Origin of the sequence: Bacteroides ovatus (assembly GCF_001314995.1) — a bacterium.
Taxonomy (GTDB): domain Bacteria; phylum Bacteroidota; class Bacteroidia; order Bacteroidales; family Bacteroidaceae; genus Bacteroides; species Bacteroides ovatus.
The window spans coordinates 1,306,808-1,330,714 of sequence record NZ_CP012938.1; the positions used below are offsets into that span (position 1 = coordinate 1,306,808).

Consider the following 23,907-nt stretch of genomic DNA (forward strand, 5'->3'; position numbering starts at 1 on the left):
TTTATTGTTTCTCAAAAAGATTTGCAAAGTTAATAAGATTTTTCGGTTGACCGAGAAGGTTAGATAAAAAAGTTTATAGTTGATAGTTACCATGCGGAATAACATACAGATAGAAGAAATGTTGCGCAGAGCATTTTCACTATCAGTTATCAACTATCAACTATTAACTAAAATGGTAACGGTCCATCTCCCGGTGCTCCGAATGGATTCTCCGTCTGCGGTGCAAAATCAGGTGCGGGAGGAGGTATGGAACCAGCATTACCTGTATTCATTTTCGATCCTAACATAGCTCCTGCAGGCTCGCCCGGCATCGGGATCACCATATCGTCTTCCGGATTAGAGAAACGGGTAAACTCACCCTTAAAGCGGAGCAACACCTCGCCTACCGCACCGTTACGATGCTTGGCGATTACAATTTCCGCCATACCGCGCAAGTCATTACCACGATCATCCTGAAATATCTTATAGTATTCCGGACGATGGATAAAGCACACCATATCGGCATCCTGCTCGATGGCTCCCGATTCACGAAGGTCACTCAACTGCGGTCGTTTACCATCAATACCTTCACGACTTTCCACACCACGATTCAACTGTGACAGTGCGATAATCGGAATACTCAACTCTTTCGCCAATCCTTTCAACGAACGGGAAATGGTACTAACCTCTTCCTGACGGCTACCAAACGCCATCCCACTCGCATTCATCAACTGAAGGTAGTCAATGATGATGATTCGCACCCCATGTTCGCGTACCAAACGACGCGCTTTGGTTCGAAGTTCAAACACAGACAGAGACGGCGTATCATCCACGTAAAGCGGTGCATCCATCAGATTCTTCAGTTTATAGTCCAGTTGTTGCCATTCATAATTTGCCAACTGCCCGCTTTTGATTTTCTCGCTCGGAATCTCGCAGACATTCGCAATCAAACGGTTCACCAACTGAACGTTACTCATTTCAAGAGAGAACAACGCCACCGGGTTCCGGTAATCCACCGCAATATTCTTAGCCATTGAAAGAACGAAAGCAGTCTTACCCATAGCAGGACGGGCAGCTATAATAATAAGGTCGGAATTCTGCCAACCCGAAGTCATCTTATCAAGTTTCGTGAAACCACTCTCCAGACCACTCAAACCATCGGTTCGAGCCGCAGCTTTCTGAATTAGTTTATAGGCTTCGTCAATCACCGGATTGATCTGCGTATAATCTTTTTTCATATTCTGCTGTGAGATCTCGAAAAGCTTACCTTCCGCTTCCTGCATCAAGTCGTCCACGTCCAGGGTCTCGTCAAACGCTTTACTCTGGATATTGCTCGTAAACGTTATCAACTCACGCGCCAGCGATTTCTGTGCAATAATACGGGCATGGTATTCAATATGTGCGGATGAAGCCACCTTACTACTCAATTGAGTAATATAGAAGGGACCTCCCACCTCTTCCAAGTCTCCGCGTTTACTAAGTTGTTCCTTTACAGTCAGAATATCCACCGGTTTCTGGTTCACCGCAAGATCGACGATAGCAGAATAAATCAACTGATGCCGGCGTTCGTAAAATGATTCGGGACGAAGAATTTCACTCACCAATGAATAAGCGTCCTTTTCAATCATTAAAGCTCCCAAAACTGCTTCTTCCAGTTCAGGCGCCTGCGGCTGAATACGACCATAATCATTTACCGGTTGTATTTTAGTAGACTTTGAATTGCGGGTATTTCTTTTCTGTTCGGCCATCGAGATATTTACTATTTTACGATTTACTATTTATTATTTTACGACTGGACAGACTCTATTATCACATTTATCACGGAATTCTTCCAGTCGAGACGACAAAGATAGAATATAATCACGAAGAATGAATAAGGAAAAATGAAGATTTTAGTAACTTTGCTCCCGATTCACATTATCCAGCTATGATTAATTGTAATGTGAAGCACTGTAAATAGTAAATAGTAAAATAGTAAATAGAAATATGATTGCTTTTCCCAATATCAAAATAAACCTGGGACTTTCCATCACGGAAAAACGCCCGGACGGATACCACAATCTGGAAACAGTTTTCTATCCGGTGGCTCTGGAAGACGCACTGGAAATCCGTACCTCCCCTAACGCTGACCGAAAATTCACTCTCCACCAACATGGAATGGAAATAGCCGGTAACCCTGAAGACAATCTGGTAGTAAAAGCCTATTTATTGATGGATAAGGAATTTCATCTCCCTCCTATCGAAATCCACTTATACAAGCACATCCCTTCAGGAGCCGGACTGGGAGGAGGATCATCGGATGCCGCTTTCATGCTAAAGTTGCTCAACGATCATTATCAGCTGGGAGTATCCGAAGAACAATTGGAAGTATACGCTGCCACTTTGGGAGCAGACTGCGCTTTCTTTATCAAAAACAGACCGATATTTGCCGAGGGAATTGGAAACATCTTCTCCCCGGCCGAACTTTCATTAAACGGCTACCAAATCATGATTATAAAACCGAATGTTTTTGTTTCCACCCGGGAAGCCTTTTCAAACATTCATCCCCATCGTCCGAAATATCCGGTTAGGGAGGCAATCCAGCGTCCTGTACAAGAATGGAAGGATACGTTAATCAATGATTTCGAAGCAAGTGTATTCCCGCAACATCCCGTCATTGGAGAAATCAAAGAAGAACTCTATCATCAAGGAGCAATCTACGCATCCATGAGCGGCTCCGGCTCATCCGTATTCGGGCTGTTTGCTCCCGGATTCGTCTTACCGGAAATTGATTGGGGAACTGACGTATTCTGCTTCAAAGGTACATTAAACAAATAAATCTCACTAACAATTATGTTTTGACTATTTTTTCAAAATCCCAACATGGCAGCGGGGTGTATATTGAGTACCCGGCAAAGCAAGCGAGCTATTTTTAAAGTAGGTTCCGAGCGACCCGAAATATAATCATTCACGCGTGAAGGGCTAACCCCTATTTCACTGGCAAGCTGTTTTTGTGTCATCCCCTTTTCTTCAAGGGACAATTCTATCAATTCTGCTACGGTTGGTTTTTCTATAGGAAAATGTTCCTTCTCATACGCAATCACTATATCAGACATAACAGAAAGCTCCACCATGCTCTTGTCATTTGCAGGAGTGCTGTCGTCCACCAAAGGCAGAAGTTCTTCGACTCTTGCCAATGCAAATTCGTATTGTTCTTTCGTTATTTTAGTCATATCTATTATATTATATAGTTGAACAATCTATTTTATCATACTCTTTATGAGTTCCCACCCAACGGACAAAAATGTATCCCACCGTAAATTTAACAACCACTACCAGCCGATAGTTGTTCCCTCTGATATTAAAAACATAGTGTTGATTGCCCACATAATCAGTCGATAGAAAATCCGCTTTTATATCAGACAAATTCCGCCATTCTGCTTTTTCCGCTATATCATACCAACGTTCTAAAGCAACACGTGAATCTTCACACCCTTTCGTCTCGTAGAAATCTTTCAATTTCTTATGTGATACTACTCTCATATCTTATTCATTTGATACAAAATTACAAAATAATTTTGGATAACAAAAGAATTAGTGCTAAATATTTTATAAAACAGAACATCCATGCTGGGCGTACCAAAAAAACGGTACCACGACTCACGTCGTAGTACCGTCACAACACAAACACAAAATAAAACACGACAAAACTACTATGCAATCTTTCCTGTCTATGCCGGGGAGGCATAAGTACTATCTACGTATATTCGCATACTCATAAACAGCTTCAGGTCGATTAGCATCAATTAAACAAATCGCATGCACGATTTGTTTAAACTTTTATGTTATTTAAAACAAGTTTCTCTTTTATTGAATCCCTCTTTCACGGAGTTTCAGCTGCCAGTTCCATGCAGAACGTAAAGTATCTTCTAAAGTTTCTACGGCTTTCCAACCCAGCTCTTTATTAGCAAAATCCGGGTTAGCCCAAACTTTTTCAATGTCACCTGCACGACGTCCGACAATCTGATAATTCAATTTTACGCCAGTGGCTTTTTCAAAGCCATTTATTAATTCCAATACAGAAACACCACGTCCTGTACCAATATTAAATACTTCTACTTTTTCTTTTTGTTTCTTTTCCAAGATACGACGGATAGCAATCACGTGTGCTTTAGCCAAGTCAACGACATTGATAAAGTCACGGATACAAGAACCGTCCGGTGTATCATAATCGTCACCAAACACGCTAAGTTTCTCACGGATACCGATGGCTGTCTGGGTCAGATATGGAATCAGGTTTTGAGGAACCCCGTTAGGCAGTTCACCCAGCAATGCAGTAGGATGCGCGCCAATCGGGTTGAAATAGCGCAACATGATCGCATTGATCGGAGCACCTGAAGCTACCGTATCACGAATAATCTCTTCATTGATCTGTTTGGTATTTCCATAAGGTGATTCCGCTTTCTTAATCGGAGCTTTTTCCGTTACCGGCAGCTCGTCCGGCTGACCGTATACTGTACAAGAAGAAGAGAACACAATACCTTCTACTCCATGTTTTGGCATCAGTTCGAGAAGGTTAATCAAAGAAACCAGGTTATTACGGTAGTAAAGCAACGGTTTTTGTACCGACTCTCCTACTGCTTTGCTAGCTGCAAAGTGAATGATTGCCTTAATTCCTTTATATTTTGCAAATACTGCATCCAGACCGGCAAAGTCCAAACAGTCCAGCTTTTCAAAAACTGGGCGAATACCGGAAACTTTCTCTATATTGTCAACAACGTCGGCACTTGAATTTGATAAATTATCGATGATGATTACTTCATATCCACTGTTTTGTAGTTCTACAACAGTATGAGACCCAATGTATCCTGTCCCGCCTGTTACTAAAATTCTTTCTTTCATATACTTTATAAAAAATGGTTAGTTTCTCGGCTTATTATTGTTTGAGTTACAAATGTATGGAAATAAAATGGAATTGCAATAATCTGCCACAAATTTATTTGCTGAAAAGTAATTAAGGTACGATTTGGTAGCATTTAGGTATAAAAAAGAATTGGAAACTCTAACCTGTATGTCGCCACACAGCAGAGCTTCCAATCCCCTATTTAATCATCAACTGTAAATCCTTACACCACGCCGGAGAATCCCATGAATGCCATAGCAAGCAAACCGGCGGTAATCAAAGCAATCGGAGTTCCTTGCATTCCTTTCGGAATTTTCACAAGGCTCATCTGTTCGCGCAATCCGGCAAAAAGCACCAGTGCCAGACCGAAGCCGATAGCTGTAGAGAATGCGTATACAACACCTGTCAGCAGGTCATAGTCTTTCTGAATCACCAGGATAGCGACACCAAGAATACAACAGTTCGTTGTAATCAGCGGCAAGAACACACCCAACGCCTGATACAGGGCCGGAGACACCTTTTTCAGGATGATTTCCACCATCTGCACCAATCCGGCAATCACCAGGATAAATGTAATCGTCTGTAAGTATCCCAGTCCGAAAACATCCAGTACAAATTTCTGAATCAGGAAAGTGACGATGGTAGCGATGGTCAACACGAAAGCAACCGCAGCGCTCATACCCATCGCAGTTTCCACCTTCTTGGATACGCCCAGGAACGGACAGATACCCAGGAACTGCGACAACACGATGTTGTTTACAAAGATTGCCGAAATAAATATCAATATATATTCCATATTCTTTTCTTATTTAATTGAATTAGGCTTTCTTGAAACTGTTAATCAACGCAATGAGGTATCCCAAAGCGATGAAAGCGCCCGGAGCCAATACAAACACCAACATTCCATATTCTTCCGGCATGATGGTCAAATCGAAGATTTTACCGGTTCCCAAAAACTCGCGGACAGCACCCAGCAAGGTTAGGGCGATGGTAAAGCCAAGCCCCATACCGATACCGTCGAACATAGAAGCAACTGCGTTATTCTTGGCAGCGAAGGCTTCGGCACGTCCCAGTACAATACAGTTCACTACAATCAACGGAATGAAAAGACCGAGTGTAGCATACAGTCCCGGCACGTAAGCCTGCATCACCATTTGAAGCAAGGTCACGAAAGATGCGATCACCACAATAAACGATGGGATACGCACCATGTCCGGAATCAGGTTCTTTATTAAAGAGATCACCACATTCGAGCAGATCAATACGAACATGGTAGCCAGTCCCATACCCATACCATTGATAGCCGATGATGTAGTACCCAATGTAGGACACATACCGAGCAGGAGTACAAACGTAGGATTCTCTTTAATAATCCCGTTCATCATTACTTTAAAGTTATTCATATCTGTCTCCTTTCTTAATTAGCACTGACTGAATCAGTTAGTTCAACTTTAATCGTAGCTCCCGTAGCAGCGTCAGCAGCATCTGCGTCCGCGCCTTTCGCTTTTTGAGAAGCACCAGTTACCCCGTTCACTTCCCCGCCTTCGGCCTTATAGGCTTGATAAGCAGCATTCACGGCATTCAAGAAAGCACGTGAAGTAATGGTAGAAGCCGTGATGGCATCCACCGCTCCCCCATCTTTGCTGACGGTCAACGGAGCTTCACCCGGATTCATACCCAAAATAGATTTCGTACTCTCTTCGTGAGATACTGCCTTTTCTCCTTTCGCAGGATCATACGCTCCGAACCATTTGTCGGCTTTAGAGCCCAATCCCGGAGTTTCCGTGTGAGCCAACAGAGAGTAGTTATAGATTTTTCCTTCGGCATTAAAGCCTACCAGCACTTTCAGTTCACCGCCAAATCCCATTGATTTAGCTTCGACAGCGGTTCCTACAAGTTCTTCACCGTTCTTAGCCGGATAAACGATAAAGTCAACATTCTTCTTTCCGTCTTTCTCACTGAAGATCGTATCGCTTTCCGCTACCGGATTATTGGTAAATTCGGGAAGAACCTTTTTCAAGGCCTCGTTCAGTGTCTTCGCGTTCGCTTCGGCAATGGGGCCTTTTGTCAGTTCATTTACATAAGCCAGCAACGCAACGGAAATAGCAGTCACTCCCGTAAGTACCAGCAACATATTCTTTAAAGATGATTCTAACTTTTTCATTTCTTCTTCGCTACCTCCCCAAAGCGTTTTGGTTTACAATAGGTGTTAATCAGCGGAGTGAACGCATTCATAATCAGGATGGCGAACGACATACCTTCGGGATAGGCGCCGAACAGACGGATAACTACCGTCAGCAGACCGATACATACACCATAGATCAGCATCCCTTTCTTACTCATCGGAGAAGTCACATAGTCGGTTGCCATAAAGACAGCACCCAGCATCAGACCACCGGAAAGCAACTGCAATACCGGAGAAACGTATTTTTCCGGATCTGCCAGGTGCATGATGCCTGCAAAGACAAACACAGTAGCCAGGATAGACACAGGAATATGCCAGGTGATGATTTTCTTCCAGAGCATATAAACGAGTCCGATCAGCAGAGCCAGTGCACTCACTTCACCCAAGCATCCGCCATTCTGTCCGATCAACAAGGTCAATGCGTCCGGAATCTGGCTTAAAGCGGCAGTGTCACCGTAAATGGCTTGCTTCATCAAGACCAGCGGAGTGGCACCGGTGGTAGCATCCGTATAAGCGGTCAACTGTCCGACTACCGGCCAGCTGGTCATCTGCACCGGGAAAGAAAGCAGCAGGAATACGCGACCTGCCAATGCCGGGTTGAAAGGATTGCAGCCTAATCCGCCGAAAGACATCTTACCTACACCGATAGCAAACAGTGCACCGAGGATGATAATCCAGATAGGCAAGTTAGACGGTAAATTAAATGCCAGCAACACACCTGTGATGATGGCAGAGCCGTCGCAGATGGTGGTGGTCGGTTTCTTCATTAAATATTTTCCGATCGCCCATTCGAAGAACAAACAAGCCGCAACGGAAGTAGCCGTGACAATCAGGGCACCCAGTCCGAAGAAATAGAGAGACACCAGAAAAGCCGGAATCAGTGCAATCAGCACGCCATACATATTTTTCTGTACGCTGTCTCCGCCATGAACGTGGGGCGATAGTGATACGATTAATTTATTTTCCATATTCGTTATTTTTTAGCTTGACGTGCACGAATCATAGCTCCTACTTTGCCTTTACCCAGACGACAATAGTCGAGCAGCGGACGGTTGGCAGGACAAGTGAACTGGCAAGAGCCGCACTCAATACAATCCATGATTCTTTCTTTTTCCATTGTTTCAAAATCTCCGTTTTCAGACAAGGCTCCGAGCAAGTACGGTTCCAGTCCCATCGGACAGGCACTCACGCACTTCGCGCAACGGATGCAGGTTTGAGCTTCACCACGTTTGGCTTCCTTCCGGTTCATAATCAGGATGCCGGAACTGCCCTTCGCAGTAGGAACCTCGATATTTACGAGCGCCTTACCCATCATCGGACCACCGCCGATCACCTTACCCGTATCTTCGGGCAAACCACCGCAAGCGTCAATCAACTGTTTCATCGGTGTACCGATACGAGCCAAGAAATTGGACGGCTTCGCAACCGACTTTCCCGTCACGGTAATCACCCGTTCAAACAACGGTTTATTCTTCTGCACAGCTTCATAAACGGCAAACGCCGTTCCCACGTTCTGCACGACTGCTCCCGTAGAGATAGGCAACGCACCGCTCGCCACCTGACGTTTGGTGATCGCATCGATCAGCTGCTTTTCACCTCCTTGCGGATATTTCACCTTCAAGGGAACGACTTCGATGCCTGCATAGCTGGAAGCTACTTTAGTCATCAGTTCGATAGCATCGGGCTTATTATTTTCGATTCCGATAAATGCCTTGTTCACTTTCACTGCTTTCATCAGGATGGAAACACCTACCATGATTTCTTCCGCGTGTTCCAGCATCAGCTGATGGTCGGCAGTCAAATAAGGTTCACATTCTACGGCATTGATAATCACACATTCAGCTTTAAAAGAAGGAGGAGGACAAAGTTTCACCTGTGTAGGGAAACAAGCACCACCCAGACCAACGATTCCGGCATCGGCAATTTTCTTCACGATCTCTTCTGCCGGAAGTTCACATTCCTTCACCAGTGTGGCGCTACGGTCGATTGTTTCTTCCCATTCGTCGCCTTCCACATCGATAAAGATAGCAGGTTTCGCATAACCGCTGGCATCGACAATAGTATCAATCTTCGCCACTTTACCACTGACTGAAGAGTGAATTGCTGCCGAAACAAAGCCGGCAGGTTCAGCAATCTTAGTGCCTACCTTTACCACATCCCCTTTCGCTACAACCGGTTTTGCAGGCGCACCAATGTGCTGCCCCAGCAAAATAACAGCCTTTGCAGGAACTTCCGCTGTGATAATAGGTTGATGTGCCGACAATTTATTTTCGTGTGGATGAACTCCACCAATTGAAAATGTCTTTAACATACAGTTCTGTATTTTATTCTGTTATTATTCTGTTACTTTCGGAGCTTCTGTAGCCTTTTCAGCAGGAGTTTCCACTTTTGCTGCCGGTGCAGGAGTTTCCACCGCTTCTTTAGAAACAGCAGCCGGTTTTGGAGCAGCCGGAGCTTCTTCTTTCGGTTTCCTCGGCGGGAAATTCAATTCGATAATGGTATTCTGCGGACAGACTTCCACACATTTGCGGCAAGATTTGCACTTGTGCGGATCGATGTAAGCCAAGTTGTTCTCCAACGTGATAGCTTCGAACGGACAAGTCTTCACGCATTTGCCACAGCCGATACAGCTCACTGTACAAGCCTTACGTGCCACAGCTCCCTTGTCTTTATTCACACAAGAGATATACACACGGCGTGATTTCTTTCCTTGCGGACGGATTTCGATGATCGCCTTCGGACAAGCCTTCACACAGGCACCGCAAGCGGTACATTTCGCTTCATCCACTTCCGGAAGTCCTGTTTCAGGATTCATGTGGATGGCATCGAACTGGCAGGCAGCCACACAATCACCACACCCCAGACATCCGTAACTACAACCCGTTTCCCCACCATAGAGCGAAGCGGCAATAGCGCAACTCTTCGCACCGTCGTACTGATTAATACGCGGACGATTCATACACGTTCCGTTACATCTTACCACTGCTACCATCGGTTCAGCTTCTCCGGCTGCAAGCCCTAGGATATCAGCAATTTGTGCCATGACAGGCTGTCCGCCTACGGGGCAGAATTTACCATCCAGCGAACCGGCTTTGACGCAAGCGTCGGCAAAGCCGCTACAACCGGGATAGCCACATCCACCACAATTAGCCTGGGGAAGCACTTCTCCCACCTGGGCAATCCGCGGGTCTTCATACACGGCAAATTTCTTGGAAGCCACATAAAGAATAGCGGCCAGCACGAGCGCTATAGCTCCCAATGAAATCACTGCAATCAGAATCAAATTCATAATGTTTTTAGTTATTTATTGGTTTTATAGTAAATGAAAATTGTTGTTTGAGTCGCGTTTTATTGAGCCATAAAACGAAATAATAAGGTATAAGGACAGCCAGAGAAAGAAGAGCTGCATACAGTTCATTCTCTACCAATGCCATCAAAAGAAACAACGAAAATATAAGAAGTACGAAAGGAAGTACGAAAGCCAACAATACCGCCATCATGCCCATCGACGTTTCGCCGACCACCATCACCTTCTCTCCTACCTGATAGGAAGAAGCTGCGGTATCTATGATATCTATGATTTTGTCCTTACTATCCGCCGAGGAACAATGCCCCTTTGCGCTACATGCCGCACAAGCCGATGTCTGGACAATCCTCACCGACAGATGAGAACCCTGTATGTTTTCCACAATACCTAGATGCTTTATAGTATTATTCGTCATTTTGCAAACTCCGCATTACAAATCGCGGCAAATTTAATCATTATTTGTGAACTACGAAGCATTCCTCAAACTTTTTCTACCTAATAAAATGTTATTTTTTGTGTTTTCGTTATCGCACACGGAAAAGGTATGGCTACCATTTGATATTTCCCAAGAATGACAAATAGACATCCTAAACAAAAAAATCCCGGCCGTTTTTATTTATTCAGCCGGGATTTTCTATCAATTATTTCACGGATTACTCCACTATCCTCTTCTTGTAGTAGCGCAGATACATTCTCACCAACGTATTCAAAATCAGTTCAATCTCCTCTTCGTTGTAGGCATTCAAACAGAGATTCATTACTTTTATATAATCGTTCAATGGGAGATTTAGCCCTTTTTTATGCCATTCAAAACATCATGTCCCATACCCAGGGTCTCGCATACATACTCATTTTTCAATTTCGCACGTTTAAGCAACTCATTAATATAAGCTCCCAAATCACTGCAACAAACCGTTTTCTTTTTCATCTTTGTTTTTTGTTGTTAAATACACACTTTAATAATTAAATATTTTAACTTTTATCCTCACATATCAGGGTAGAGTCTATTTTGTTATTACTACCTTCATGCCGTGTTTTTGAAACACACTCATATTTTTTGCAAAAATAAACATTTTAACTTATAACAAAAAGAAAATGATGTCAAACAACTACAGAATGTCCTATTTTATGCCACCTATCGCTCCCATCAAAGACAAACAAGGCCGACTGATGACTCCTCCCACGCTTATCCCCTTCTGCGAAGTCTCCATCGAACAAGTTTTCCAAATGATTACTTGCAATGAGAATCTCAAAACCCTGACCGCACAAGTACGGAATGCCACAGATATACGAGCCGCCAAAGCATCATTGCTTCCGTATGTGACCCCTTGCGGCACATTCACCCGCCGTAGCTGTAAGGATTTCGTCTCCCCGTCTCATCTGGTGATAGTAGATGTGGACGGTCTCCACTCTTATCAGGAAGCAGTAGAAATGCGACGTATGCTCTATGACGATCCTCTCCTACAACCTGTACTCACCTTTATCAGCCCCAGCGGACTGGGTGTAAAGGCATTTGTTCCTTGTCATTATTCCCCCACGATAAATGATGCCCAAAATATCACAGACAACATGAGTTGGGCGATGCGGTACGTAGAGACGGCATACAATACGGTAACAGCGGTTTCTTCCGAAACGAAATCCAAAGTAGATTTCTCCGGCAAAGACCTCGTGAGATCCTGTTTCCTTAGTTACGACCCGGAAGCATTGTTCAGAACCAAGTAAACGAGAATAATTAAACATTATTTTATAAAAATCAAAACATGACCGATATTGAATCTTTATGCCGTCTCACCGAAGCAGTCGAAGCGGCAGGAGCGGACATTGCTCCCACCTATCTTGAATACGTACAATTGTCATTCGCCATCGCAACGGATTGCGGTGAAGCAGGACGTGACTTTTTCCATCGCCTGTGCCGGGTGTCTCCCAAGTATCAGCACGAACATGCCGAACGGGTATTCTCCAACGCACTCCACACCCAACGTGGAGAAGTGCACTTAGGCACCGCTTTCCACCTGGCCGAAGCGACGGGAGTAAGCATCTGCATAGAAGAAATGCCCAAACATCCCACAGGTACAAAAGGTACAGCAGGTACAGCACGCAAATTTCCCACACACACGGGCGCGTGTAATAAGGTGGGAAATGACAATATCTCCGATGATAAAGAAGGGGAAGAAGAACTATTACCGGGCAGTGAACCGCAACATCAATTGCCCACTTTTCCGGAAAACGACTGGCCGGAATTTTTGCAACGTATCATAAAAGCCGGGAGCAGCCCAATACAACACGACATCATGTTATTGGGAGCGCTCACTGCCCTAGGTGCTTGTATGTCGCGCCACGTGCGATGCCTATATGGCGGCAAATACCATCACCCCAGCCTCCAATGTTTCGTAGTGGCTCCTTCGGCTTCCGGCAAAGGTATCCTTTCCTACATCCGCTTACTCGTGGAACCTATCCACGACGAGATCCGCAAAGAAGTGACCATACAGATGAAAGCATACAAAAAAGAGAAAGCCGAGTACGATGCAATGGGAAAAGAACGAACCAAAAAGGAGGCTCCACAAATGCCCCCTAACAGGATGTTCCTCATTTCGGGCAACAACACCGGTACGGGTATCCTACAAAACATCATGGACTCCGACGGAACCGGACTTATCTGCGAAGCGGAAGCGGACACCCTTTCCACCGCCATCGGATCGGACCACGGTCATTGGAGCGATACCCTGCGCAAAGCGTTCGACCACGACCGCTTGTCCTACAACCGCCGCACCGACCAGGAATACCGGGAAGTGAAGAAAAGCTATCTTTCCGTCCTGATTTCGGGTACACCGTCGCAGGTGCAAACTTTCATTCCGACGGCAGAAGACGGATCATACTCCCGCCAATTATATTATTACATGTGCGGAATCAGTAAATGGATCAGCCAATTTATGGACAACGAGATAGATTGGGAGGAGATATTCACCGCTATGGGACTGGAATGGAAAGAAAAGTTGAGCGTGATAAAAACACACGGCATTCATACCCTGCAACTTACGGATGAACAAAAAGAAGAAATCGACACCGTCTTTTCCGACTTGTTTGAACGCTCCAGTGTAGCTAATGGAAGGGAAATGTATAGTTTTGTGGCACGTCTGGCCGTCAATCTATGCAGAATCATGTCGGAAGTAGCCGTATTGCGTGCCCTCGAAAGCCCGCAGCCCTACGACTTCAAGACCTCTCCCACCTCTCCTTTCACACCGGACAAGGAGATTCCTACGGACAACCGCAAAGATGACATCATCACTCGTTGGGATGTATCCATTTCACAGGAAGACTTTCATGCTGTGCTTAGTCTTGCGGAACCTCTCTACTGTCATGCCACGCATATTCTATCGTTCCTCCCCAATACAGAAATCAGCCACCGTCCTAATGCCGATCGTGATTATCTCTTCCAGAAACTGGGTGATGAATTTACTCGTACACAGTTACTGGAAGAAGCAGTTGCCATGGGAATTAAAGAAAACACAGCCCTCACTTGGCTGAAGCGTCTCACCAAACACGGAAAATTAATCAGTATGGACGGTAAAGGGTTGTATACGCGTGCGTGTGTGTATGAGTGAACCGGAAAAAGTGTACCTACTGTACCCGTTTTATTTACGGATGCAGTAGTCATTTCAATTACCACATCCGTTTTGACTGAAACAATCGTTTGTCCTGCATAAAGCATCGCTTTAGGAGGTGTAAAGCTAAGCTTTAGACATCGTAAAGCGGTGCTTTATACACCATAAAGCGACGCTTTATTTAAGGCTCTCCTAAAGCATCCACAATAACTCTCACCTCCAACGGTGTGAATGAGCGTCGCTTTGATTCGTAGCCTAAGTCGTACAGGCGTTGCAGAAGTCCGGGGCACAAAGAGATCCATTTCTTCATCTTTCGATAGGCAGCGATGTCAGTTAGTTGCGGAGAATAGAGTTGCGCCAGTTCCATGCGCCCGTAAGCACGTATTTTAAATTCACTCATGATGGATATATTTCTGATTTACTGTTACAAAAATAACAAAAAACGACTATATAACCAACGTTTTTCCATTGAATAACCGACTATAATGACAAATAACCGACCGCTACCAGACACAACCGTGCACAGCTGATTTCCGGGAGATCCGGAGTAGTATTTTTGTATCGTCGAAAGGGAAAAGAATCCCCGGACAATATGTTTAACCCTTTAATTTATTGTTTTATGATTCGTTACAAAATTTATCAGAACCAGCAGAAGAAAGGCTTGAATGCGGGTAAGTGGTTCGCCCGTGCAGTAAGCGACGAGACGTTTGATTTGGCAAAGCTTGCCGAACACATGTCGAAGCACAATTCACCGTATTCCGGTGGTGTCATCAAAGGTGTGCTTTCGGATATGGTAGATTGCATCAAGGAATTGTTGCTAGACGGCAAGTGTGTGAAAATTGATGATCTTGCCATTTTTGGTGTGGGTATTCGCAGTAGGGCAGCCGATACGCTGGAAGAGTTCTCGTTGGAAAAGAATATTAGCGGCATGCGTCTGAAAGCCCGTGCCACCGGTAATCTGTCGACCAATAATCTGAAACTCGACAGTCAGTTGAAACAGCAGGCGGAATATCAGAAACCGACAACTGCCGGAGGAGGTTCTGATTCGGATGACAACCCTGATCCGAAACCGGATGGAGGTGGTGAAGCGCCTGACCCGGCTGCCTAAAAGATTCACCACAGACTACACAGATTTCCACAGATTATATTGAATTGGTAGTTGCTAAAGTAGTCGATTATTTATCTGTGTGAGTCTGTGTAGATCTGTGGTAAACCTATGGCAAACCTACAGTAAATCTGTGGTAAAAGAAAACTATTATTAATTTATTTAAAACCTGTTATTGTATGAGTAAATCATCATCTTCCCGCTCTGTATGGAGCTTAGTTCTCAAAATCGTTATCACTGTAGCCACCGCCATCGGAGGTGTGTTCGGAATACAAAGTTGCATGTAACCCCATGCGGACTATTACATTAATTATCATTCATTGCAGTGCCACGCCGGAAGGAAAGTCCCTTTCGGCGGAGGCTTGCCGACAGGATCATATCTTGCACCGTGGTTTCCGTGATATTGGCTATCATTTTTACATCACTCGTGATGGGGAGATTCACCGGGGACGTGCGTTAGAAAAGATCGGGGCACACTGCCGTAATCATAATGCCCATTCGGTTGGTGTTTGTTATGAGGGAGGGCTGGATGCGAACGGAAAACCGAAAGATACGCGTACACTGGAACAAAAAGGAGCTTTGCTTGCTTTGTTGAGGGAGTTGAAAAGGCAGTTTCCGAAAGCACTGGTCGTGGGACACCGGGACTTAAATCCGATGAAAGGATGTCCGTGTTTTGATGCGGTGAAAGAGTATGCAGAAATAACATCCTTTTAGGTTTCCACCACTAGCTTATTGTATAAAAATATCAACGATCTTCACAGACAGTTGGTATTTTTGGAAATCATATTAGTGCTAACACTAATATGAAGAGCGAGATTAGGACAATATCACTATATTGCTCCTAATCTACTAAATGTAGGGATTCATGTTTGTCACATGAATCCCTACATTTTTCCATCTTATTGTAAATGTTCAATTTTAACATAACGTGAAAATCCACAGTGGATTGACTTATAAGAATGAAGTTGTCGGACTGTTCCAATGTCGAGACAACGCTTTCTTTAAACTTTCTGACCCAAAAGTAAAAGCGAGCCTCGCGGATTCCTTGTTCCTTGCAGAAGTCACGGACTATTTGGCCCGAAACCTGAAATTGCTTATATAGCACTTTAAAATATTCAATTGTTTAATATACCATAATGTGTTTTTTTGTATGCAAATATAGACTGTTGGTATGGAGTAAAAAAACGGAGTTTACCGATTGCTCAATCTACCTTTGCAATCTGTATGCAACGAGCGACGTACTCAGCTGTCATAAGCTACATTGATCCTGAACGCTGCTCCTTTTCCATGAAATCAGCTACACGCTTTTTCAATTCTTCTGTGATCATAATTAATATTTGATAAAGGATTATAAATTCGATTGTTAGTTTCTTACAGTTCCTTCATTGCTTTCTCGACATCTTCCAAAGGAATATTTAGCATTCGAGAGACGTATAAAGGAGAGATTACATCCATAGAACCTGACTGGCGTTCCATTCCAATGATATACTCAATGTTCTTCTTCAGGTCACCGAGGGAGTTGGTGAAAGATTCTTCGGTTGAGACAGAATCCCTCTTTGCTCTGTACTCGTCAAATGTTTCAGTACCATCCTCGCCATACTTACCATCCTTTACTTCATAAATGATAGACGGTTCCAAGACCTCTACAATGTGCCAAGCACCAGCTGGTACAACACATCCGAAATTGCCAACAGATGGATCGAGGTGAATACGCTCCACCTCGTTGCTATCGTTGTCATAGACAATCTCAATGAGCTTTCCACAAATAAGCAGAACATTTTCATTGCTGTTTGGGTGACGATGGATAGGAACCTGCGTTCCTGGCATAAGAGCATTCAGCATACGCTGACCGCCATCGTCAGGACTAGTTCTTAGGTCGTAATTCTGACGAAGTCGAGGATTTGTCAAAGCCTTATCAAAGAGTTCTGATATTAAATTCTTGTTAATTTCAATCATAATGCTATTTCGCTAATGAAGCAAGATATTCTTCATGTAAATGATAATACTTTCTCTTAAAGAGCACATACGCCACGGCGAGCACCACAATGGAGCACACGAGGTAAATCCAGTGGGCCGCCACAGTGCTCGGGCAGAGGGAGATAAAGCCAAGAGAGATCGCCAGCTGTAAAAGGGCGTAGAACGATGCCACCTTAACGTGACCTATCTTGAGCTCGTTCGCCATCAGCTGGTATACGTGCTTGCGATGTGCCTTACCCAAATTTTCGTGAAGCAGGATGCGGTGGCAGATAGTCATCACACCGTCCACGCCATAGACGAGCAGGAGGATGAGCCATGTCACATCCTGAGTAGCCAGTACCAACGAGCCGATCATAAACAACAAAATGTACGCCACCCCGATCGAGCCCACATCACCCGCAAAGCACTTCGCCTTACCCTTCGGACAGAAATTGAACAGGCAGAACACCACATCGGCCAGCATCACTACATAGATCAAGCTCTGATCCACAAAGCCACCTGAAGCTATGGAACCTTCTGAAACCAATGCCTGCCCTGAGTCTGTCGAAGGGAACCCTCCATTAATCAGCGCTAGTGGCACGAACACCGCCATCGCATACGCCCCCGTGATGCCGTTCACACCATCCATAAAGTTAATCACGTTTGTCGCGCCAACCACCACAATAAGAGCAATTAGCATCACACTAAGACCAACGAGCCAGCCGTATTCTCCAAAGAGACCGAACACACCCAGACTCCAGAACATCAAACCATACGATGCAAACTGCGCCACTAGTCGCACCGAGTCCGGCAACGAGTGGATGTCATCCACAAAACTCACGCCCGCCACTAACAGCAGACCAATTATGAAAGGCAGATACTGAGCGACCTTCTGTCCTTCAACTCTCAACCCTAAACCCTCAACCATTTGCGCGCCTGTCCACAGCAGCACCGAAAGTGCAAATATCACGCCACCACCACGGAGCACAATCGTGCTATGCGATGACCTCTCATTCGGCTTGTCAATGATATTAAATCTGTCAGCAACCTTGAAGTAAGCCCACTCCAAAGTCAATAGAATCACAAAAATGATTCCGTAGATTAAGTACGTATTCATATTTATAGTATAATTTTAACTCTAAAGGCTAATGGCAAAAGGATAAAGTATCTTGCATTAACCCTATACCTTCCCTAGTAGCAGCTTTGCTGTCCACTTGTTCCGTTTTAGCATCTCCACAATCCCTACCGACAGCACAAGGAGAATGATGAAGATTGTGCCCATCTGCAACCATATAGGGTTATTTGGCATGACTGACACAACAGTTTCTCTAACATAGCCTAACAGCAGCAAATGCACCACATACAAGCCCAAAGATATCGATCCTAACTCTTTGAAACACCCATTCACATTACTCTCACCATTCAACCACTTAGGAGAAACTCCGAAGATAACCAATAGCGCCACCACAGCAGTCAAACCTCTGTAAGCATACTGTAGTAACGAGGTTGGCACGTACGGAATTGCTGGCATCCACAATGGCAACTCGTGCATATTCCAAAACCAAGCCATGAAAGACCAAAGGATGAAAAGACCAAGTACCAACACGTTGTTCTTAATCTGCAACCAAGAGAAACGATGAATGCAGTACCCTAAGGTATAGAACAGAAAGTAGTATGAAAGGAATTGAAATCCAAACAGACGGATCTCAAACACCACCATCAATCCAAAGAGGGCAATGGCAGACAATCCAATTGACAACAGTTCGTCTATCTTCAACTTATCAGCTACCCACTGGCATCCCACAAAGATAACAGAAATCAAGAACAATATCCATAGAAACCAGAATGAACGGTCAGGGTAGAGAAGCAAATTTGCAATCTTATCCCATGAGAGATTCCAACCTATCAAACAGGAAATAAGCGACCATAGTAAGTATGGAATTAATAACTGCTTGCTTCTTCTTTTACAAGCATTCCCCAAAAATTATTTGCCTTGTAAGCAAAATATCCGCTTACAGCCATAAAGGCAGGCATGTGGAAAGAATAAATCAGGTTAAACACATGGTCGTTAAAACACCCCTCAGCCAGTACCGTCTGAATGGCATGTCCGAGTATTACCAACACCATCAGTAAGCCCTTCAATGAGTCTGCCCAAACAATACGTTTCTTTTTCATTGTCATCACCCCTTCCTCAGCACTTTCTTATACAAGAACCCCTTCAATCTTACAGGCATGAAGACGAAAGCAATAATGGAAATCATGTTGCGCGCGTAGGTAGCATATCCAATCATACCAGCCTTGATCATATCCTTGTTCATCAAATGCCAACTCTTAATGTACTTCTTCGTACCTCGTCTCTGTACCATACCATTACCGATGCGTGCATGAACAAGCACCTCACCGATATTACCAATCCTGATACCATTGATCATAGCACGTACCCAAAGTTCATAATCTTCTATATAAGGGATATGACGGTACGAACCGATACGCAACACGTCATCCTTGCGCATCATGATCGACATGTGATTGAGCGGATTGCGGAACTTAGCCATCTCATAGAGTTCATCGTGGGTCAATGGCAAAGTCTTCAAATGCGTAGGCTTTTTCCAATCCTCATTGAACTCATCAATATATGAGCTGATGATACCCACTTCAGGATGCTCCTCAAAGTAACGCACCTGCTTTTCAAAACGGTCGGGGGCACAGATGTCATCGCTATCAGCACGGGCCACAAGCGAATAACTACACTTAGGCAGACCAAAGTTCAACGCCCTACCCAAACCGCCATTCTCTTTGCGATATACCTTCAGCACATCCAAGCATAGCTTCTGATATTTATCAATTACTGCCTCCAATTCTGGAGTCAGCTCGCCATCGCACACCAGCACAAACTCGTTTGGCCGCAATGTCTGTTTTATCAAATTACTCCCCAGCGAAAGATCAAAGTATTCCGGTTTCTCTTTGCAGTAAACCGACATCAATACCGAGAATTTCTCCATAGTATCTCTTGTTTTTACAGATTATACATTTTGAAAACTTTACGTTTCCATAATAGCATACACTCCTTGTAGATAGAATTGCACAACGCCCTTATGAGGTTGTATTTCACCAGTCGCTACTCCCTCTTTCCAGACGAAGCCAATGATGTAAAGCCGATTCTCCCCCTGACAGAGTTTTCTGCCGAAGCATGGCCGAAGTTGACACCCTCCATGATTTCCGCGAACAGCTCACGTCCGCCCTTCTCGTCAAATTCCGTCAGCCCTCCTATCATCCAATCCGAACACCTCCTGCAATACCCACATCACAGAGCGAGAGGAACATTACAAACTGAAATCCTTGCAGTTCTGCACTTCTTCCTGAATAACGACAAGGTTATAGAGAGCGAACTTCCTATCCTTTCAGAATGTAGGAATCCCCCCGCCTTCGCCCATCGTTTCTGAAGTTCAACCATTGATTGTTTACCTCACTATTGCAGACCTTGATACATTCCGTCTGACCATACCAATCAAAAAACAGAGCTAGTGCTGAAGCTTGTTCTTTCGGCATTCGCTCGATGGCAGAGAAGATAATGCCAGAAATAGAATAGTTTTCTGATTGAAGTCTCACTAGATTCCAAACATTAGAAACAACTTTGCCTTCAATATGGTCTTAATCCCTCAGAACAAAACGAACTAACGAAAATAGATTTTTCAAAAGTCTATCCTCCCTTATAGTTTATAAAATAGCCATCGAATACACTTCTCTACTTGTATCGGTAAAGCATGAACAAAATTCTTACCGTAACGCGACAACTTACGTTTCAGGCTTTGTTGGTGATGTATTGCGTCAATGCTCTCCCTGAGTGTCACATTCTCATCCCGCAATTGCATAAGCAGTTTTTCTCTGAGTTCTGATTTTGGATGATGAGCCTTACCCCAACTCTGCCATGGTAAGAAGTCCTCATATCGTTCTTCCTTATAGTTCACCTTGTCCGCAATCCTTCCGAACAAGGTTTTTGCATTATTTGTCACAAGGCTTACCGCAGATACACCTTTGTTATTCATCACATATTGCTTACCCCAAAAATCCCCCAATCGGATGTCGGTATAAGCCAGAGTACCTCTGAGTGCACAATCGTTGCAAGCTTCATTCAACACCTGATCAGAGAAAAACAAATCGAAGAATTCATTATGTCGATTGTTGCTGTAATAGATAGTTTTTCCATCTACTACTATATAGAAGTTTCCCCAACCCTTAACCTTACTTCTGAAGTTTGCGTTATCAATCTTCTCCTGTGAGATCTTTACTTTAACGTCCTTAACATATTTCTTCCAAATATTCATCGAAGGACAGCCATGACAATAGAGGTCTATCAGCATGTGTTGATCTCTCACCTTACGCTGGCGAAAATACTTGTCAAGAGCATAAATATGACAAGGGGTGCCAAAGACTGCATATTTTTCTGTCCTGCAGTTTTCAACCACTTCTTTAAAGGCATCTAACGCGTAAGACTGAATGTACTTTGAACCTCTGAATCCTACAAGTTCGTCTTCTGTAGTAGCAACTCTATCTACTGCAGCATCTCGCTCTGGGTCATACACGACACCCACACACTTGTACCCCTCTTGTATAAGCTGGTGAGCCAACAGATCTGCAATTCCGCCAGATGTAGTGTTCTTTACCACATCAGCATCTTTAGCAGATGCACCATAGAGAATAGTGTTCGAAAGTCTATCTTTACCAAATTGTTCTATTTGCTGTTCAAACCTATAGCATACTTTCATGCAGATACCACAATCTACACATAGACTATCATCTACACGAGGGCGGTAAAAACCATTTAGATCCAAAGCTATACTGATTGCATTCTTTGGGCAGATTGCAGCACACATTTGGCAACTAGTGCAATTCCTTTTTGCTGATACGTCAGTTATATTCATTTTTCAATCATCCGTTTCAAGTAATCCATAGATGCAGCCCGTCTCTCCTTTATCTGCTCATCCACAACACTCCAATCTACCTTCTGAGCAAATACATCATCAAGGCTCTTCTCTTCTCCAAAAACTCTTTCTTCTATCTTATACTCCCGCATCAGGTTGAAAAGTTTGTTAGCATTACCTCTCATCTTTACAGCCATCTCCCTGCCTGTAATGATACTCATCACACAACCATGGAAGGTGTTAGTAACTACACACTCTGCGTGCTGAAACCAGTTTAGCAAATCAACAGGATCTACATTGGCGTTCACATCAACCCATTTTTGGATAAATCCTGGAGAAACTATCTTAAGTCCGTTTCTGTGAGCATAGTCCTTGATGACCTCTGATTGATCGTCAAACTTATTATCATAGGCATAAACTACCAAATAAGGCTCTCGCATAGGCCTCTTTTTACCCTCTATTTCTTTCTTGTAACCATAGAGGATAACAGGATCACAAACCAATTCAGCCTGTTTACCAGTCAGTTCGTTGGCAATACAGATAGAGTTCTGGTCGCGCATACCAAGACCGCACATACTACCAAGACCGCTTGCAACAAAGGCTCTGCAATGCCATTTGTCGACTTCCTCAATAGTAGTAGGACCAAAACAGCCACCGTATGCAAAGACTTTCTTGGAAGGCAAAGCGTGTCCAAAAAAAGCTGGAGTAGGACCGGTATGGAGAGCAAATACCTCATCGCTACCTACCACCACACCATTCAGTTCACCACACTCTGTATAATAATGCCCAACGAGCTGCATTTCCTTGCGGAAGCCATTAAGCAACTTACTCTTCTTGTAGTTGAAGAATGTGCTTTTGAGACCTCTCTCAGCAATGAACTTCATGTAAATCCCAACTGATTTGAACGAGATTTCGTACTTTGCCTTCATGGCTCTACCCATGAAATCATAGTTTTTGTCGAACTGGAGTGCGCTTGCCTCAATTCCAAGCGATTTCAGCACCTGTTTCAAACCATTCAACTGAAGCAAAGCTCCATGATTGTGCACATCATAGTGTGTGATTATTCCGTATTTCATTTATTCTACTTTTATTCGTTTCCAATTGTCACAGATTGGGTCGTTCTCCAGTGTCTTGTTCATCCATCTTTCAGGGGCAACCACAACCTTATCGTCATTGTTGTTAAGCCATGCCCCCCACCATGAGAAGCTGCTATTGGCTATAATATTGTAATGGCAAAGAGACATTAATTGCATATCGTAAAAGCTTTCTTGCCCCTTGTTCCAATCTACAAAGACAACTTCTTTGTCTCCAATCAAAAATTTAAAGTTTTCCTTACACCATCCAATATCATCACTGAATATGCAATACATATCAGGATTGACAGATTGGTTCAATTCTGTAATGGCTCTTGTGTAGTAATCGCTATTACATACTCCATAAATAGGATCTTTCAGATAGTCACCTCTTCTTATATGGCATGATGCAGTCTTGACAGATTTTAGTTTATCTGACAATGCTTTGTTTTTCTCATCACGAAACTCAGGGAAAGTAAATGCTTTTATAACCTTGTCTCGAATTGACAGAAAATTCTTTTCATTCTGCCAATACCCATCATAATAGACATTGTCATTTCGGGTCACCTCACTATAGTCAAAAGGTATCTGTGTTGTGCCAGAGGCCATACTCTTTCGCAAAGGAAGAAAGTGACGCATCAACTGCCAGCTCTTGTAGTTAAAGAAAGGATAAGCAACTCTGGCAAGTTGAGAAAGGGCTGCTTCTGGGGCTTCTACTCCAAAAATTCGCTCCAACTCATAGCCGTTGTGAAGAGGGTATCCTTTGTAGCTCCTCCTACAAAGAAGAATCTCCTCCTCAGGATGTGCCTCCTTCAGAGCAAGGTACATAGCATACACAAACATCTGGTTGCCCAGACCTCCTAATATATTTACTATTTTCACAGTCTATATAATTT

At 43.9% G+C, this 23,907-nt stretch carries 30 protein-coding genes; 6 read left to right on the top strand and 24 right to left on the bottom strand.

The window, feature by feature from the left end; all coding sequences use genetic code 11:
- Positions 1 to 167: 167 nt before the first annotated feature.
- Entirely contained in the window at positions 168 to 1,727 is a 1,560-nt protein-coding gene (gene dnaB, locus Bovatus_RS05315; RefSeq protein WP_004295592.1) for a replicative DNA helicase, read from the bottom strand.
- A gap of 238 nt (positions 1,728 to 1,965) precedes the next feature.
- Between dnaB and ispE the strand changes: the two genes are divergently transcribed.
- Positions 1,966 to 2,796, top strand: a complete 831-nt coding sequence (ispE, locus tag Bovatus_RS05320) for a 4-(cytidine 5'-diphospho)-2-C-methyl-D-erythritol kinase (protein WP_004295591.1) — start codon at positions 1,966 to 1,968, stop codon at positions 2,794 to 2,796.
- 32 nt (positions 2,797 to 2,828) lie between these two features.
- Here ispE and Bovatus_RS05325 read toward each other — a convergent pair whose 3' ends face one another.
- From Bovatus_RS05325 to Bovatus_RS25450, 11 genes are all read right to left on the bottom strand, one after another.
- Positions 2,829 to 3,191: a helix-turn-helix domain-containing protein gene (locus Bovatus_RS05325; RefSeq protein WP_004295590.1), complete on the bottom strand. Its 363-nt coding sequence runs from the start codon at positions 3,189 to 3,191 to the stop codon at positions 2,829 to 2,831.
- A gap of 10 nt (positions 3,192 to 3,201) precedes the next feature.
- Positions 3,202 to 3,501, bottom strand: coding sequence for a type II toxin-antitoxin system HigB family toxin (locus tag Bovatus_RS05330; protein ID WP_004295589.1), 300 nt, complete (start codon positions 3,499 to 3,501; stop codon positions 3,202 to 3,204).
- A gap of 324 nt (positions 3,502 to 3,825) precedes the next feature.
- Positions 3,826 to 4,860, bottom strand: a complete 1,035-nt coding sequence (galE, locus tag Bovatus_RS05335; protein ID WP_004295588.1) for a UDP-glucose 4-epimerase GalE — start codon at positions 4,858 to 4,860, stop codon at positions 3,826 to 3,828.
- Positions 4,861 to 5,084: 224 nt separating this feature from the next.
- Entirely contained in the window at positions 5,085 to 5,657 is a 573-nt protein-coding gene (gene rsxA / locus Bovatus_RS05340) for an electron transport complex subunit RsxA (RefSeq protein WP_004295587.1), read from the bottom strand.
- Positions 5,658 to 5,679: 22 nt separating this feature from the next.
- Positions 5,680 to 6,264 carry an electron transport complex subunit RsxE gene (gene rsxE / locus Bovatus_RS05345; protein WP_004295586.1) on the bottom strand — a complete coding sequence of 195 codons (585 nt, stop codon included), beginning with the start codon at positions 6,262 to 6,264 and terminating at the stop codon, positions 5,680 to 5,682.
- A 14-nt stretch (positions 6,265 to 6,278) separates the two neighbouring features.
- Positions 6,279 to 7,025 (bottom strand): RnfABCDGE type electron transport complex subunit G, encoded by a 747-nt coding sequence (locus tag Bovatus_RS05350; RefSeq protein ID WP_004295585.1) that lies wholly within the window; start codon positions 7,023 to 7,025, stop codon positions 6,279 to 6,281.
- Entirely contained in the window at positions 7,022 to 8,014 is a 993-nt protein-coding gene (locus Bovatus_RS05355) for an RnfABCDGE type electron transport complex subunit D (RefSeq protein WP_004295584.1), read from the bottom strand. Before Bovatus_RS05355 ends, Bovatus_RS05350 begins: the two co-directional genes overlap by 4 nt.
- A gap of 5 nt (positions 8,015 to 8,019) precedes the next feature.
- Positions 8,020 to 9,357, bottom strand: coding sequence for an electron transport complex subunit RsxC (gene rsxC / locus Bovatus_RS05360; protein ID WP_004295583.1), 1,338 nt, complete (start codon positions 9,355 to 9,357; stop codon positions 8,020 to 8,022).
- Positions 9,358 to 9,381: 24 nt separating this feature from the next.
- A complete protein-coding gene (locus tag Bovatus_RS05365; protein WP_004295582.1) occupies positions 9,382 to 10,335 on the bottom strand; it encodes a Fe-S cluster domain-containing protein in 954 nt (317 codons plus the stop codon).
- Between the two features lie 7 nt (positions 10,336 to 10,342).
- Positions 10,343 to 10,768: a SoxR reducing system RseC family protein gene (locus Bovatus_RS05370; protein WP_004295581.1), complete on the bottom strand. Its 426-nt coding sequence runs from the start codon at positions 10,766 to 10,768 to the stop codon at positions 10,343 to 10,345.
- Positions 10,769 to 11,140: 372 nt separating this feature from the next.
- Positions 11,141 to 11,281, bottom strand: coding sequence for a hypothetical protein (locus Bovatus_RS25450; RefSeq protein WP_004295577.1), 141 nt, complete (start codon positions 11,279 to 11,281; stop codon positions 11,141 to 11,143).
- Positions 11,282 to 11,451: 170 nt separating this feature from the next.
- On the opposite strand from Bovatus_RS25450, the gene Bovatus_RS05375 reads away from it, so the two are divergent.
- Positions 11,452 to 12,075 (top strand): BT4734/BF3469 family protein, encoded by a 624-nt coding sequence (locus Bovatus_RS05375; RefSeq protein ID WP_052587796.1) that lies wholly within the window; start codon positions 11,452 to 11,454, stop codon positions 12,073 to 12,075.
- Between the two features lie 38 nt (positions 12,076 to 12,113).
- A complete protein-coding gene (locus tag Bovatus_RS05380) occupies positions 12,114 to 13,955 on the top strand; it encodes a DUF3987 domain-containing protein (RefSeq protein WP_004295575.1) in 1,842 nt (613 codons plus the stop codon).
- Between the two features lie 181 nt (positions 13,956 to 14,136).
- On the opposite strand, the gene Bovatus_RS05385 is transcribed toward Bovatus_RS05380, so the two are convergent.
- On the bottom strand, positions 14,137 to 14,355 hold the full coding sequence (locus Bovatus_RS05385; protein WP_004295574.1) for a DUF4248 domain-containing protein: 219 nt from the start codon (positions 14,353 to 14,355) through the stop codon (positions 14,137 to 14,139).
- A 219-nt stretch (positions 14,356 to 14,574) separates the two neighbouring features.
- Between Bovatus_RS05385 and Bovatus_RS05390 the strand changes: the two genes are divergently transcribed.
- From Bovatus_RS05390 to Bovatus_RS05395, 3 genes are all read left to right on the top strand, one after another.
- The gene (locus tag Bovatus_RS05390; RefSeq protein ID WP_004295568.1) at positions 14,575 to 15,063 is read left to right on the top strand and encodes an HU family DNA-binding protein; all 489 of its coding nucleotides are present in this window, start codon (positions 14,575 to 14,577) and stop codon (positions 15,061 to 15,063) included.
- 176 nt (positions 15,064 to 15,239) lie between these two features.
- Entirely contained in the window at positions 15,240 to 15,347 is a 108-nt protein-coding gene (locus tag Bovatus_RS25455; protein WP_004295566.1) for a smalltalk protein, read from the top strand.
- 4 nt (positions 15,348 to 15,351) lie between these two features.
- A complete protein-coding gene (locus Bovatus_RS05395; RefSeq protein WP_004295564.1) occupies positions 15,352 to 15,774 on the top strand; it encodes an N-acetylmuramoyl-L-alanine amidase in 423 nt (140 codons plus the stop codon).
- Positions 15,775 to 15,901: 127 nt separating this feature from the next.
- On the opposite strand, the gene tnpA is transcribed toward Bovatus_RS05395, so the two are convergent.
- From tnpA to Bovatus_RS05435, 11 genes are all read right to left on the bottom strand, one after another.
- Positions 15,902 to 16,165, bottom strand: a complete 264-nt coding sequence (gene tnpA, locus Bovatus_RS25855; protein WP_004295561.1) for an IS66 family insertion sequence element accessory protein TnpA — start codon at positions 16,163 to 16,165, stop codon at positions 15,902 to 15,904.
- Positions 16,166 to 16,431: 266 nt separating this feature from the next.
- Complete coding sequence (locus Bovatus_RS05400) at positions 16,432 to 17,016, bottom strand: WbuC family cupin fold metalloprotein (protein WP_004295560.1); 585 nt, start codon at positions 17,014 to 17,016, stop codon at positions 16,432 to 16,434.
- A 4-nt stretch (positions 17,017 to 17,020) separates the two neighbouring features.
- Positions 17,021 to 18,133, bottom strand: a complete 1,113-nt coding sequence (locus Bovatus_RS05405) for an MraY family glycosyltransferase (RefSeq protein ID WP_004295558.1) — start codon at positions 18,131 to 18,133, stop codon at positions 17,021 to 17,023.
- A 63-nt stretch (positions 18,134 to 18,196) separates the two neighbouring features.
- Positions 18,197 to 18,997: an acyltransferase family protein gene (locus Bovatus_RS05410; RefSeq protein WP_074726663.1), complete on the bottom strand. Its 801-nt coding sequence runs from the start codon at positions 18,995 to 18,997 to the stop codon at positions 18,197 to 18,199.
- Positions 18,958 to 19,191, bottom strand: a complete 234-nt coding sequence (locus Bovatus_RS25755) for an acyltransferase family protein (protein WP_158570808.1) — start codon at positions 19,189 to 19,191, stop codon at positions 18,958 to 18,960. The genes Bovatus_RS05410 and Bovatus_RS25755 overlap by 40 nt, the downstream gene beginning before the upstream one ends.
- Before the next feature lie 5 nt (positions 19,192 to 19,196).
- On the bottom strand, positions 19,197 to 20,018 hold the full coding sequence (locus Bovatus_RS05420) for a glycosyltransferase (RefSeq protein WP_004295552.1): 822 nt from the start codon (positions 20,016 to 20,018) through the stop codon (positions 19,197 to 19,199).
- A 116-nt stretch (positions 20,019 to 20,134) separates the two neighbouring features.
- Positions 20,135 to 20,290 (bottom strand): hypothetical protein, encoded by a 156-nt coding sequence (locus tag Bovatus_RS25460; protein ID WP_004295551.1) that lies wholly within the window; start codon positions 20,288 to 20,290, stop codon positions 20,135 to 20,137.
- A 119-nt stretch (positions 20,291 to 20,409) separates the two neighbouring features.
- Positions 20,410 to 20,625, bottom strand: a complete 216-nt coding sequence (locus tag Bovatus_RS25140; protein WP_144426525.1) for a hypothetical protein — start codon at positions 20,623 to 20,625, stop codon at positions 20,410 to 20,412.
- Positions 20,626 to 20,726: 101 nt separating this feature from the next.
- Positions 20,727 to 21,938: a Coenzyme F420 hydrogenase/dehydrogenase, beta subunit C-terminal domain gene (locus Bovatus_RS05425; protein ID WP_004295549.1), complete on the bottom strand. Its 1,212-nt coding sequence runs from the start codon at positions 21,936 to 21,938 to the stop codon at positions 20,727 to 20,729.
- Entirely contained in the window at positions 21,935 to 23,014 is a 1,080-nt protein-coding gene (locus Bovatus_RS05430) for a polysaccharide pyruvyl transferase family protein (RefSeq protein ID WP_004295548.1), read from the bottom strand. The genes Bovatus_RS05425 and Bovatus_RS05430 overlap by 4 nt, the downstream gene beginning before the upstream one ends.
- On the bottom strand, positions 23,015 to 23,893 hold the full coding sequence (locus Bovatus_RS05435) for an alpha-1,2-fucosyltransferase (protein ID WP_004295547.1): 879 nt from the start codon (positions 23,891 to 23,893) through the stop codon (positions 23,015 to 23,017).
- Positions 23,894 to 23,907 lie beyond the last annotated feature (14 nt).